The organism is Vibrio intestinalis, from assembly GCF_025195085.2.
GTDB lineage: Bacteria > Pseudomonadota > Gammaproteobacteria > Enterobacterales > Vibrionaceae > Vibrio > Vibrio intestinalis.
The window spans coordinates 1-13,124 of record NZ_JANAVY020000007.1 but is presented as its reverse complement, the minus strand read 5'-3'; the positions used below and the strand labels follow the sequence as shown (position 1 = coordinate 13,124).

Genomic DNA, 13,124 nt, shown 5'->3' with positions numbered 1-13,124 from the left:
CGATAGCAGGCTATTGTATGAATCTGTCGCAAATTCAGGCTTTTTGTATCGTCGCAGACACTGGCTCTGTTTCAGAGGCGGCGCGCCAACTCGATTGCAATCGCACCAAACTCAGTATGTCTATCAAGGCACTAGAGAAAGAGCTTAGCACTGAACTATTTGTGCGTACTGGTAACCACCTCTCGCTATCAGAAGCAGGAAAAGCGATCTATAAAGATTGCGAAAACTTACTCGTCACCGAAGCGCGCATTAAACAGACTTGCGCGCAAGTTACTGGTGAGTTCAACGCAGAGGTTTGGATAGCACGAGACGACTCACTACCCGATGAAATGTGGCAAGATTTAGCGCATCGACTTAATAAACGCTTCCCCGCCACCGCCTTTAATATCGTATTGGCGTCATCCGGTGATTTGGCAAACCTCGTGGTTACAGGACAAGTCGACTTTGCTTTTGGCGTCGATTACGAACGCATTGATGACCCTCACGTGACCTATCAGCCACTGGGTAAGATCCGCATGATGTCGGTATGTAATGCTGCCAACCCTTTAAGCAAAATGCGCCGGGTATCCGACAATGAACTGCGTAACTCGATGCAAGCAGTTATGGTGTATCTCAACGAGAAAGATAACCCTGAGCTACAGCCGCTCTCATTGCGCCATATTGGTTTTTCTAGCTTCGACTACATTCTCAACACAATCCTTACTGAAAACGCATGGGGCGTATTGCCAGAGCCGTTAATTCGTCACCACTTAAGAAAACAAGATCTTGCCGTCATTAAGCACACCTACGGCATGACTCAAGAAGACTTTTGTATGTTTACGGCGGTGGGGCGTGCAGAGCACCCTGGTATGTCTTGGCTCGCAGACAAACTGAACGAATATCTATTTGATTTTTAAATCAATCAAATCTCTCCGCGTAAAAAACAGCCAGAGTCAATTTTGTTGACAGCAAAAAATCAACATAAGTCATTGATTTAAATTAAAATTTAACATTCCCAATGAATTTACACTGACTCAAGAGGCAGAAGTAGTTTGTATATTTGCCCAGATATTTGAAGAATGTCAGTAAGATTTTAATTGAGAATTCATTATGTGTGCCCAAACAAGCCAAAATGAAAACCGTATCCTAACCTTCTCAGCCCTTTTAGCGTCGGGCTTTGCTGTTGGTGGGCTTGTGCTTGGCTTATGGGTGGGTTCTTTGGTCATCGTATTTGACGGTGTCTATTCGTTAGTCAGCCTACTGTTAACATTATTGTCACTGGCAGCTTCGCGTTATATCAACCGCCCTACAAAGGACCAATTCCAATTTGGTAAAGCGGTTATTGAACCTGTGGTCATTGCGATCAAAGGTGGTGTGATCCTTACGATTGTAGGTTACTCATTGTATTCAGCGGTGAGTTCTATGTTCACTGGTGGTCGCGCTGTTGACCCATCGATTGCAACGCTGTTTGGTGTGGTCAACGTGATCGGTTGTGGTTACGGTTGGTGGTATATCGCCAACAAATCCAAACAGTTTTCTTCAGGTTTGATTGAGGCCGAAGCTAAGCAGTGGCAAATGGATACCCTATTGAGCGTGACTGTGACTTTAGGCTTTGTGAGTGCGTTTATCGTAACGTTAACACCATTTGCATACCTAAGTGTCTACGCTGACCCAATGATGATGATTTCGATGTCTTTCTACTTCATCAAAGTACCATTTGGCATGTTACGTCAGGCGGTTAAAGAGCTACTGATGATGAAGCCAAGTGACGATATCCACCAAGCGGTGAATCAGCAAGTCACCAATATCGATAAGCAAGTCTCACAACATATGGAACTTGCTGGTGTTGCTAAAGTTGGCCAAGAGCTGAGAGTGAATATCGATGTGCATTGTGACAACAAACACGTTGAAGTCGCTGAAATTGAAAAAGCTCGCCGTCTATTGAAGCAGAAGTTGTCACCACTGGATCTAAACTTACAACTCACCATGAATATCACTAGCTAATCCTGCTTGCCCAAAGTGAATACTTTGGGCTTTTTATTACCTGTTTGCAGGTTTGGAGAAAAGCGTTTTTACCAAACTCAATACGATTAGCTGATCAAGCAACAAAATCACTCTCAAATCTCATTTACTCAATTTTATAGCACTCTAGTCTCGAATCTCTTGGTACTTATTCACAACGAAATACCATAAATACCGCTTAAAAACCTTACACCCTCTTCCCTTTAAATGAATAACTTGCCCATTATGAAACATGTAGACTAACATCATACTAATGGCTTAATTTTGTTGGCAGGAGGCTGACTTGAAAAAAGCGGATGTAAAATACATCAAGCAAATGAAAGTGCTTATTGTGGATGATTCAAGCACCGCTTTACTGTTGTTGAAACAACAGCTTCTTGCGCTGGGGCTTGAGCACAACCAAATCACCACCGTTGAACGCTATCAAAACGCAATCAAAGCCATTGAATCTAGACACTTTGATGTACTCATTCTCGACTACCATTTAGAACAAAACTTAACCGGTTACGAATTGGCTATGCTGCTCTATCGAAACCGCTTAATTGGTGACTCCACTGGGGTATTGATGATCTCCGGTGATGCGCGTCAAGAGACGGTGTTAACTGCTCTTTCAGGCAAAGTCCGTCACTTTGTCACTAAACCATTGAGCAATAGTTCGTTGGCCGAAAAGCTCCTAGTGATACATAGAGAAAGCCAAAAGCTCGTTCAAATCAATCAATACCTCTTCTCCCATAGAACCGTTGACGCCGCAACCCTGTTTGAAATGATCAATCGTTCTGGCTTTAGCATCAGCCTTGAGGCCCATTTGATCGAGCACTTCATGCAGCAAAACCAATGGGATTTACTGGATGTGTATATCACGCTCTCTTCGACATCCTGCCACGCTTCTAAAATGTGCGCGATTGCCCACTTGCTGCATAGAGACAATAACACTACGCAAGCCCTCGAAGAGTTGCACCAGTTCTTAATTGAAAACCCTTTATCGATTCGAGTGATTGATACGATTTCTCAACTCTATGCGGATTCAGAACAACACGAACAAGCGGCCATATGGGCGGTAAAAGCGTTTGAATTAACCCCAAGCATTGGTGAACGCGCTTCTCATGCCAGCCAGTTGTTGGCAGTAGCAAACAAAAAAGCCCCTCTTTACAAAGTCGGCCTTAGCTACGCACAACATATGTCGATGGCCGATGTCAATTGGTTAAAAGCCGTGATAGGCCATTTTCAATCACTGGAAAAAACCTATCTGCAAACGGAAAGCACCACGGCTAAAACCGACCTATTGCATCATGCTAATCAGTTTATCCACACCGCGAGTCGACGCCTGACGCCAAAGCGGATTCAACACTTACAATCGATACATCTGATTTTCCAATGTCATGTGTTGATCCATGAAAATAATGAGGCGCTTGGCCACCGTAAACTGCTACAAAGCTTAGCGAATTATTATGATGAGTTGTTTGAGTGTCCAGTCATCTTATTACTGGAATATTTGCCCGCACTGGACTTATTTGGCGAGCGAGAAATCTCACGCACCTTAGTCAGCGTATTGAAATCGCGCGGGGCTAATCCAAATAACATTCAGCTGCCGAAACGATTCTTCCAAAATGAAGACGCTGCCTACAGCGGATTTGATTTTCACCAGAACAATAGCGAGTTGGTACTTTATCAAGATTTACTCAAACAATACCCTCACTCGTCTGAAGCGAAGATTCAATATTTACATGCTCAATGTGACCGCTTTGACTGCATCCACGATGAGCACCTAAACAAATTACTATCAGAACTCAATAGTTTAGACTTACCACCAAACTGGAACAATTGGGTAGTGACAGGCAAGCAACATGGCTATTCTGCCCCGCCGCCCAATGCATTTTCGTTCGCCGCAACCAAGGATGGGAGTGAACGATAGCATAACAATATTCGTACAAAGTCATAGTTGGAAGGAGATAGCGTATGAGTGTGCAAGAGCTAAAAGAAGTCTATGAAACCGTCGATGAGATGAGCTTAGATGAGAAACAACAATTAATCGCATATCTTGAGGAGAGCCGTCAACCTCGATCAGTCGTTGATGTAGTAACACAAGAGGAACTGGATTTAATCTACGCTACAACGCTAGGGAACGCTCTGAAATAATCACTTTCCAAATAGATGCTCCTAGAACAGATAATTAAAAAGCGCCTGACTACATAGTCAGGCGTTTTTTATTACTTTATCCGATATACGTTAGGCTGGGGTTACCGCTTGCGCACGCAGTGTTTTAGCACTAACAATCCAATCACGCATGGATTGAGGCGACATCACTTTCGGGTTGCCTAAATCTTTATCGCTCGCCATAGCAAGCTCTGGAGGCAACACATCAATAATCAATTCTAGATCTTTGTGTGATTTGACCTCTTTGACAAATACATCGGCCATCTCCTCACTGTAGTCTGCGTGTCTTGCTTTAGCGGCTTTCACTAAACCATCTAGCAATACATACCAAGTGGTCATTGGTCCTTGCACAATAGAAGCGGATTCTGCCGCCGAATCAATGAAGGCAAACGGCACAGTTGAAATTGGTTGGTTCATTTCCATCGCGGCAAAAATCCAATCGGTATCAAACGAAAAGTCATATACTGTCGGTTTTTGCAGTATTTTTTCTAGCACGGGCTTACTGTAAAGTTTAAACGCGGCTTGAGTATCTTTGATGCCTTGCTCAAAAATTTGCGCACCAATCATCCGCTGCATGTGACGCAGTGATTTAATCCCAACGCCCCAGCGTTCTTCCTGTTTAACCAAAATGGAATCAGGGTGTTTACGATTACCCAATACCACTTGTTTACCTTTCTCAACATACTCATCCAATAACAAGCCTATTTGCCCAAGATGCACTGAGTTATCCGCATCTGTATACACGATTGCATCTGCCCCGTTCGCCAGTGCGGTTTGACAGCCTAGGATGATTGAGCCGCCCTTACGCGAATCATCCACATGGGCAAGATTATTCAAAGGGCCACTTTTAGCTGGGATCGCGTTGCTCAACTGCAATACATGCACTTTTTCTGCGATGTTTCTTGGCTGTTGATTAGCGATACGTTTTGCAATGTGCGCGCTATCATGAGGACAACCATCATCAACGGCATAAAGCTGCCAATCGACTAATGAATCTTTTACCACCCAATTTAACTGACGAATCTTCGTCCTTAGTGAATCTTCGCCATTTTGATTGGTCGCTGTTTTTGGCTGAAGGCGGTTATGCTCGCCCCACATCGCGAACACTACCCCGATATTGGTTGGTTTAGAGAGTTGCAATACTTGTTGACGAGAATGGACTAACTTAAGTGCCAGTTGGAACTCCAATGGCGCATTATGCTCTTGAGCGAGTGTGGAGAGTTGCTGCTGATTGAGGTCTTCCAACGCTAACAGGTGGTCGGCTAAATCAAGTAGACCTTGTTGGTGAGAGTAGTCGGTTAAATCAAAATTGACACGCGAGTTTTTTAATAGCTGATACGCTATTGTGAGAGATGTATCCATACTTATGCCCTAGCTGACGTTGTTATTTTTTGTACCTTTACTTAAAAGGTAGTACGCATATAGTTGAATACAAGTTGTCAGTTTAGATTTTATTGGCAGCGTACATCTGGCGTGTATTTGAAGTTTCTATAGCGCGCTTTGTGCGACTGTTTCTTACTGATATCAAATAAACCTGCCCAGTTGGAAATCTCGGAATTTGTAGCCCATACGTTGGCCATAATTCGCAGATGTGAAGACTCTGCGCTCGGAATTGGGTCATACTTGTTGTTTCTTACCTTTAAAACAGATTTTCCATCGATAAACCATTCCAAACTCTCTTTAGACCAATAAATGGCATATTTATGAAACGCTTGCGAAGCATCAAAATCGAGGAAGATTAAGGTTTCATGAGTATTCTCATACCCATCATCATCAGTCCAAAAGTTTAGTTGAACCATGTTGGTGTTTGAGCCTAGAAATTCAATATCGATCTCATTGTGCTTACCATTGCCGTTTTCTGGCTTATCGTAAGGGCCTGCAAACAAGAAGAAAGACGTAACAACCCCAGGCGCCCTGATTGGTTTCATTTCTACTTCATAACAGCCATAAGAGTAATAACCATGGCTTCTCAGCTCACCAGAATAGAAACTGCGATTACCCTGTTCATCTCGGCCACGATCGGTTTTAAGCGTAATACTCATGCCACGCTTATTAAACTTTATCGCTTCATCTTCCCAACGGGAAACAAAAGGGAACCCGTTCTCCCACCCATCAGCCACCCACCACTTTTCTGAGTCTAGGCTTGTAAGTTCGTCCTCAAATGCTTGAGTTAGCGGAGAAATTGTCATGATCAGGCTTAAAAATAAAAATCGGAAAATATTCATCATTGTTATATGCATTCTGTTTATTCAATAATAAGCGTAATGCATAATGATGAATTTGCACGTCACTAAACCGACTTAGTCAAAATATCATCCATTGAAGTTATTACTCATCTGCAACAGGTGCAAAACTGCGCCGCTGAGTGGCCTTCACTCCACCGGTACTTTGTGAATCTAAATTAGAACGCGAAATCTGTTGCTCCGTACTATGGACTGCAGGGGATGCGGGGACAGATTCTGTTGGGGCTTTTTGATTGGTGGGTAATGAATCGTGATCATGTTCAACGATGTTTCCCCCTAAATCGATTGGTGTCACTACAGTAACCCCCTTCTCATCGGTTTGCTGCTTAACTGGTGACTCGGTTTGCGATGGCCCAATAATCAAGCCCGAACTCACCACTGGCGCTTTAGGTGCAACAGGAGCAGATGTTTTAATGTTATCCCCACTCACAGTTTGGCTAGTCGATGGCTTCGGCTGCTGCGGGTTAGTAGTTTGCGGATTTTGTGGCTCACTGCTTTTAAGCTGAAGCCCAGTGGAACTCTTCGTATCTTTCTCACCTTTGGGCGCAGGCGTGGTAGGAGGAATCGCTAAACTCGGGTCAAAGGTTTGCTTAGCTTTAAATCCGGCGTCTAACTGCAGCTGTTTTTTTGGTGAAAACTGTTTGAGCTGCGTACCTGATGATGGTGGCTCATTCCCTTGGCTGCCCGCAGATTGAATCACCGCTGTGGCGAGTTCGGATGAAGGCGCTTTATAAGCAAAGTAATTGAGCTTGTCTTGCCATACTTCAACAAGTGTGAATAGCTGTAACCAATGATTGTCGAGTATCGCCCCCACACCCGTGACAGAAGCATTACTTTGCAAACGCGTGTTGGCTTGCTCAAACTCCTGATGCAGCTCAGCTTGCAAACTTTCCCAGTTAGATCCGGACATTAAGAAATAACGCACACTATTGCCCCAGTACTCATAAGCGATTGGGTCTTGATCTTTTTCAGCAGCAATCGCCGCAAGCCCCTCTGCTAGCCCAGCGGCTTGCCACATGGCTTTGACCCCGAGCTGTTTTTCTAGTGTTAACATTAGCGTGCTTTGAAGATGAAAACTCGCCGCGGCTTGCGCGTAACGCCCTTGGCCTAGCAGCAAAGTAGGTGTGGTTAACGCATCCACAACTGGCTTCTCGATCGCCATTAAAGTCGACGATACAAACCAGAGTATCCATATCCATCGCTTCATCTGAATGTCTCCACTAAGCAACGCCCTGGATGATCAAATCGAGAGTTAAACTTCACATCTCGATACTCCACGGTTTCTCCATGTTTGTAGAGCTTACCCATTTGTTTATACAGTAACGCTTCCAATACCCCTGCATTGGTTTTAAGACTTAAGCCTTTTTCATACGCGCTGGTCATTTCAAAACGCCCTTCGTACCAACCGCGCTGTGGGTCATACAGTTCTTTCACCAGCACCATCAAGCGATCGGTATAGTCGGTATCCCACAAAGCCCACATCTGAAACGCGACACGAGTAGATACCAACGCTAGGTGATCGTGCGATGAGCCATCGTCAGCTAAGGTAATCCATGGCGTACCCAGCGCATAAATCGCGTCATAGACGAAGTATGGATCTCCGGAAACAGTGTGCTCGCCACGGGCGGTGTATATCCGTTCATTGTCCCAGCGCTTTTGTTGCACAAGGTAAACCGCATCCGCCATTGCGGATAACGTGTTGTTAGTATGCGTCGCATCGCTTGATGACACATCGCCGACTTTATCCCAGTTGAATTCTAATCCCATCCAGAGATAAGGGGTGCTGTAGACCGGTCTTAACACGTTGAAAATTCGGGGGTCTCGGCCATCAAAAATCAAATCGACATCGTAGATGGTCGCCACGTCATATGGCTCTATATTCATCGCCTTTTCCGGCACAATTTGCCAGTCGAGATAACCATAAGAAGTGTACTCCTCAACCCCTAAGCGCCCCTCTTTGTAGCGAGTAACTTGCCCGTCATTGACAGCGCCGCCATAAAGCTCGCCATCAATACTAATCAACTCACAGAAGTTCCAGCGCAGAACCGCTTTATCAATGTATTCGGTAAACTCTGGCGAATGGCGTTTGACTATCGCTAATGCAATCAGCAAGCGGCCTACATCCAACGATGACCAGCCAATATCTTGATATTGATTACCATAATTGACCATTTCACCGGTTTGAGTGCCATACACCTTATTCGGCACTTGCCCTTGGCTAAGTGGCATTTTATTCAAAAATGTCAGTACCATGGTTAAGCGCTCGTCATACTCTTTATTAGTAATGAATTCGAACTCTTTGGCCGCTAAAAGCGAAATGAGATAATCACCAATACCCGACATATTGGTGGTAGGAAAACTATCTAGGTTATTGACTAACCCAGTCGATAACTGAGTGTTATTTTTAATATACTTCCACGCAGTTTGAGCCCACGCAAGTTCCTCTTCCGTTAATGGACCGTGCCTACCTTGCCGTAGCATCTGGGAATGATTGATGGCCGTAATGCCATCATTCACACCTTGATAGACAACCCCACAAGACGAAAGAAGTATTGCTAACGCTAATACAACCCAACTCTTTAGCATCTAGCGCCCTTTACTCTACAGGTTCAATTTTCTTACGCGGTAAACATTGCCCTTCATAACCAAATGGCGACTCTAACGCCTTTTCCCATAGACTTGGCGCGACGTCATCTTTGTAGGTCAATAGCTTACCTTGCTGCTTATACAAGAGAATTTCTAACGTGATGCCGTTGTTATTTGAGGTAAAGGTGTTAATTAAGCCTGTACCGTTTTCAAATATACCTTCGTAGAAGCCTTTTTCGCGGTCATAAGCCGTAGACACATGATCAAACACTAAATCGGTATATGGTGTATCCCAAAGTACCCATATCCCCATCGCACCTTTGATCGCAACCGCTGCAAATTGCGGAAGGAAGTCCCCTACCTCTGAAATGGTGTTCCACGCAAAACCATCCGTGTAGATGGTGTCGTAAACGAAGTATGGTGCGCCAGCCAATTGGTGCTCAGTACGCGCGGTAATAATACCCGTTTGGCGATAGCGCTCTTCTTGAACGCGGTAGATTTGCAAAGCGAACTCTGCCATCCACTCATGTGAGTAGGTGCTATCATGGGGTGAGCGATCGGAGACGACGTCCCAACCAAGTTCGATGCCATCCAAAACATAACTTTCCGTTACAACGTAACTATGAGCTTTCAGTTTACGTGGGTCTCGGGTGTCATAAGGTACGTCATAACCAAATAGATTGATGGTTGAATATGGTTCTGGCATTGCCGCTTGAGTGGTATCAAAGCCCCATAGCTCAAAACCTTTTGCTGCGTACTCTTCATAACCTAAGCGGCCTTCTTGCAGATACTGCACTTCTTTACCTGGTTCAAGCAGTGCACCAAACATAGTGCCATTCTCGTCCACCACGTTACAGAAGTTCCAACGCAATACAACCGAGTCAATACTGGTCGCAAACTCTGGGTAGCGATGTTTAAGAATATGCAGCCAAATCAGAAGACGGCCTAAATCCAACGCGGAATAGCCAATCTCACCCGGTTGGTTGCCGTAATCCACTTTCGCAGCGGTTTGAGTGTTATACGCTTTGTTAGGTAGCTCACCCATGAATAAGTCGAGCTTGTTCAGAGTGGTCAGAATCTTAGTTAGACGAGAGTCAAACTCTTCCTTTTCAATGATCCCCAATTCATAGGCACTGGTCATGCCCGCCATATAGGAAGCCGCATCCCACCAAGTCACCGACGGGTAGTTGTTTACCGCATTCACCAACCCGGTATTTTCTTGGTAGTTGTTTTCAAAATACTTCCACGCGATCCGAGCCATATCCATCTCTTTCTCGGTCAATTCGCCACTTCTAGGTTGAGGTATATCCCAATGCGTTTTACGGTCAATAATATCCTCTGAAAACTGATTATATTTATTCCCACACCCAACCATGGCCAGAGCGATCAAACATAAACTAATCCTGCGCATACACCTTCCTCTGCGTTATTATTTTTATTCCTTAACCATTACTTTCGTCTTGCCTTTGGCATCATGGTTATTGCTCACCAATGGTGAGTAGAGGTCCATTCTCTATATAAGCCAGTGATTCTAAGACGATGCCGTTAGTATTGGCGGTAATCGCTTTATTGGTTCGACCATCCAGTTCATAACGGCCTGAATACCAACCTTTTTTACTTGAGTAGAGTTCACCTGCTTCTTCCATCAGCAAGTCGGTATAATCCGATTCATACAAGGCATACCAGCCAAATGCGGCTTTGGTCGACAAGGTTTTTAAATGGGACTGGTCTTTACCGTCATCGGAAATGGCATTCCATTTTTTACCGTCTGAAAATACTGTGTTGTAGACAAAGTAAGGAGCTTCATCAACGTTGTCCTCACTGACGGCGGTGACAATGCCGGTCTCGTCATAACGGCGTTCTTGAGCTAGATAGACACGGTGAGCGAAGATTTTAGACACCGAATCAGCGCCAAACTCTATGCTATCCAAAATGTAGGACTCACTGACCACATAGTTATGAGCATGGAACTCAGCGGGGTCACGCTTATCGGTTGGAATGTCGATGCCATATACGTCAATCAACTCTAAGAAGTCGATATATTTCATTGAGTTGAATACATCTCGTCCCATCAGAGCAAGAGATTTAGAGGCGTACTCTTCATACCCTATACGGCCTTCTTGTACTCGCTCCATGGTGCCATCTTTCGAGCTAGGACGAGCACCAAACATGTAGCCATCCACCAGCATGGCATTGACGTTCCAATGGTTTAGCACATCATTCACTTGTTTGTTGTATTCTGGGTATTGCCAAATCAAAATGTTCATCGGCACCAAAATTCGCCCGATATCAATCGCTGACCAGCCAATACCGTTTTCCATTGGATTATTGGCATAATCCACCATTTCCAAAGTTTGGGTGTTGTACGCTTTGTTAGGCAGTTTGTTGTCTACCAGAGGTAAGCGCGCCAATGTGGTTAAGGCTTTTTCCATTCGCATCTTGAACACGTCAGTGCTGATCACGTTGAGCTTTTCAGCTGCAATTAGACCCATCAAATAAGAAGCGGTATCCCACATGGTGGTTGAAGGGTAACCATCTACCGAATTCACTAAGCCGGTATTCTCTTGGTAATTGTTCTCGAAATACTGCCAAGCAATATTGGCCCACTCAAACTCTTGGGTGGTTAAAACTCGATTATCCTTGAACGGAATATTCTCTTCTTGTTCAAAGGTAATATTACCTAGCACATGGCCTTGCTGGCGAGTTTCAATGCTGAACGCAATGGCCAGTGCGGTGGCTAAACCGAGAATGAATACGATGTGATGTCGAGCTGTTAATAATCCCTGTTTAAACGCCATACTTTAGCTCCTCAGAATTTGTCGCAGATTCTTGGTCTTCATCCGATGAAGGGGGTGTCCAGAATGCGGCGGCCATCATGCCCCACATTGCCATCATGTTATTTATTATCCAAAAAGTGTTGAGCACTAAGCCACCAAACGAATAGCTACCCCACATACCTGTCGAATGCCCTACCCACGCAAATACCAAGCTGAACAAGCTCAACAAGAACACTGCAGTTTGTGGTAACACCAGTTTGAAGAAATTACCGGTTTGTCGCTCTTTAGGTGTAGTTGGGAAGCTAATTTTACGCCCACGTAAAACCGTCCATAGTGCCCGCATATTCACAGGGAAGAAGGAAAGGAAATTGGTTTTGCCTTTGTATCCGGCCACGCCCCATGTTCCGATCATCATCGCAAGTTCTGCAGTGAGTACATAAGGTAAGAAGTGCATGTAGAAGGTCACATCGTAAGCACTGACTGGCGCGATAGAAGTTAAGAAGTAAACGATTGGACACGCCAAGAAAATGATGTTCCAAATGGCCGATAAGTTTGACCAGAAACTCGCGCCATACATGAGCTTTTGCTTGAACTTAAGCCCTTTGCGGAACACGGGATTATCGTTCATGAAGATATCGATTGAGCCACCGGAGTATTTAAAACGCTGCACTGTCCACGTTTGCAAATCTTGGGGCGACAGCATTTTACTTTCGACCTGCGGATGCATCACCGAACGCCAGTTACGCTCGCTGTCAGAATGCAGAACAATTGAGGTATATAAGTCTTCTGATACGTGGAATTTGTACGGTGTAAATTCGGTATCGAACAAAATTTCATTACGTAGATTGTCGGAAATATCTCTGTCGACTTGCTTCTCTTTGGTCAAGCGACGAATCTGTTTCTCAACTTCGTCTTGTTCTTTGGTGATTTGCTCTGCGTATGCACGTAGCGCCGCTTCCATAACCGCTTCACGGCGGTGGATAGAGCCTGCACCACAACAGAAAGAGGCATTAACCCAGTTGCGACGTCGCTGAATCACGTCGTAAAACATTTGAGGGTCATTGACGAACGGGTCTTCGCCTAAGGTAACAGGGCCATAAACTTTCTCTATGCCCGTTCCGATGAAAGACGACCATTTACCAAGTTTACGCGCCAAAAATTTAGGTAAGCGTTCACCTTCGGGTAAATCAAAGAACCATTGTGGGGTTTGAACCCACGCCACGTTGGGATCTCGGAAGTAACCTAAGGGCGCGAACGTACTTTGTTAAGCTGATGTAAAGAGAACTTTTGCTCTATAATCTTTGTCCCACGTAGCCTTATTCATCTTCCTTGGTACAGACACGCTCCCTTCTGACTTCCTGAA

At 44.7% G+C, this 13,124-nt stretch carries 11 protein-coding genes; 4 read left to right on the top strand and 7 right to left on the bottom strand.

Annotation, left to right across the window (positions count from 1 at the left end):
• The first annotated feature begins 17 nt into the window (after positions 1 to 17).
• The 4 genes from MU515_RS11480 (at position 18) to MU515_RS11465 (ending at position 4,137) form a co-directional block, all read left to right on the top strand.
• Positions 18 to 896: a LysR family transcriptional regulator gene (locus MU515_RS11480; RefSeq protein ID WP_260260574.1), complete on the top strand. Its 879-nt coding sequence runs from the start codon at positions 18 to 20 to the stop codon at positions 894 to 896.
• A gap of 193 nt (positions 897 to 1,089) precedes the next feature.
• Positions 1,090 to 1,983, top strand: a complete 894-nt coding sequence (locus tag MU515_RS11475; protein ID WP_260260573.1) for a cation diffusion facilitator family transporter — start codon at positions 1,090 to 1,092, stop codon at positions 1,981 to 1,983.
• Between the two features lie 301 nt (positions 1,984 to 2,284).
• On the top strand, positions 2,285 to 3,913 hold the full coding sequence (locus tag MU515_RS11470) for a response regulator (RefSeq protein WP_260260572.1): 1,629 nt from the start codon (positions 2,285 to 2,287) through the stop codon (positions 3,911 to 3,913).
• A gap of 44 nt (positions 3,914 to 3,957) precedes the next feature.
• Positions 3,958 to 4,137 (top strand): hypothetical protein, encoded by a 180-nt coding sequence (locus MU515_RS11465; RefSeq protein ID WP_260260571.1) that lies wholly within the window; start codon positions 3,958 to 3,960, stop codon positions 4,135 to 4,137.
• A gap of 90 nt (positions 4,138 to 4,227) precedes the next feature.
• On the opposite strand, the gene MU515_RS11460 is transcribed toward MU515_RS11465, so the two are convergent.
• The 7 genes from MU515_RS11460 to MU515_RS11430 all read right to left on the bottom strand — a co-directional run bounded on the left by MU515_RS11460 (position 4,228) and on the right by MU515_RS11430 (position 12,983).
• Positions 4,228 to 5,517, bottom strand: coding sequence for a glycosyltransferase family protein (locus tag MU515_RS11460; protein ID WP_260260570.1), 1,290 nt, complete (start codon positions 5,515 to 5,517; stop codon positions 4,228 to 4,230).
• A gap of 89 nt (positions 5,518 to 5,606) precedes the next feature.
• On the bottom strand, positions 5,607 to 6,344 hold the full coding sequence (locus tag MU515_RS11455; RefSeq protein ID WP_279257200.1) for a family 16 glycosylhydrolase: 738 nt from the start codon (positions 6,342 to 6,344) through the stop codon (positions 5,607 to 5,609).
• A gap of 139 nt (positions 6,345 to 6,483) precedes the next feature.
• The gene (locus tag MU515_RS11450) at positions 6,484 to 7,605 is read right to left on the bottom strand and encodes a hypothetical protein (RefSeq protein ID WP_260260568.1); all 1,122 of its coding nucleotides are present in this window, start codon (positions 7,603 to 7,605) and stop codon (positions 6,484 to 6,486) included.
• Positions 7,602 to 8,984: a DUF3131 domain-containing protein gene (locus tag MU515_RS11445; RefSeq protein ID WP_260260567.1), complete on the bottom strand. Its 1,383-nt coding sequence runs from the start codon at positions 8,982 to 8,984 to the stop codon at positions 7,602 to 7,604. Before MU515_RS11445 ends, MU515_RS11450 begins: the two co-directional genes overlap by 4 nt.
• 10 nt (positions 8,985 to 8,994) lie before the next feature.
• Complete coding sequence (locus tag MU515_RS11440; RefSeq protein WP_260260566.1) at positions 8,995 to 10,395, bottom strand: DUF3131 domain-containing protein; 1,401 nt, start codon at positions 10,393 to 10,395, stop codon at positions 8,995 to 8,997.
• Between the two features lie 67 nt (positions 10,396 to 10,462).
• Positions 10,463 to 11,782: a DUF3131 domain-containing protein gene (locus MU515_RS11435; RefSeq protein ID WP_260260565.1), complete on the bottom strand. Its 1,320-nt coding sequence runs from the start codon at positions 11,780 to 11,782 to the stop codon at positions 10,463 to 10,465.
• The gene (locus MU515_RS11430) at positions 11,772 to 12,983 is read right to left on the bottom strand and encodes a glycosyltransferase family 2 protein (protein WP_260260564.1); all 1,212 of its coding nucleotides are present in this window, start codon (positions 12,981 to 12,983) and stop codon (positions 11,772 to 11,774) included. The genes MU515_RS11435 and MU515_RS11430 overlap by 11 nt, the downstream gene beginning before the upstream one ends.
• Positions 12,984 to 13,124 lie beyond the last annotated feature (141 nt).

Coding starts and splice junctions, on each gene's coding strand:
- MU515_RS11435 (WP_260260565.1), bottom strand. CDS start 11,782: ATGGCGTTTAAACAGGGATTATTAACAGCTCGACATCACATCGTATTC.
- MU515_RS11460 (WP_260260570.1), bottom strand. CDS start 5,517: ATGGATACATCTCTCACAATAGCGTATCAGCTATTAAAAAACTCGCGT.
- MU515_RS11455 (WP_279257200.1), bottom strand. CDS start 6,344: ATGACAATTTCTCCGCTAACTCAAGCATTTGAGGACGAACTTACAAGC.
- MU515_RS11445 (WP_260260567.1), bottom strand. CDS start 8,984: ATGCTAAAGAGTTGGGTTGTATTAGCGTTAGCAATACTTCTTTCGTCT.
- MU515_RS11465 (WP_260260571.1), top strand. CDS start 3,958: ATGAGTGTGCAAGAGCTAAAAGAAGTCTATGAAACCGTCGATGAGATG.
- MU515_RS11475 (WP_260260573.1), top strand. CDS start 1,090: ATGTGTGCCCAAACAAGCCAAAATGAAAACCGTATCCTAACCTTCTCA.
- MU515_RS11440 (WP_260260566.1), bottom strand. CDS start 10,395: ATGCGCAGGATTAGTTTATGTTTGATCGCTCTGGCCATGGTTGGGTGT.
- MU515_RS11480 (WP_260260574.1), top strand. CDS start 18: ATGAATCTGTCGCAAATTCAGGCTTTTTGTATCGTCGCAGACACTGGC.
- MU515_RS11450 (WP_260260568.1), bottom strand. CDS start 7,605: ATGAAGCGATGGATATGGATACTCTGGTTTGTATCGTCGACTTTAATG.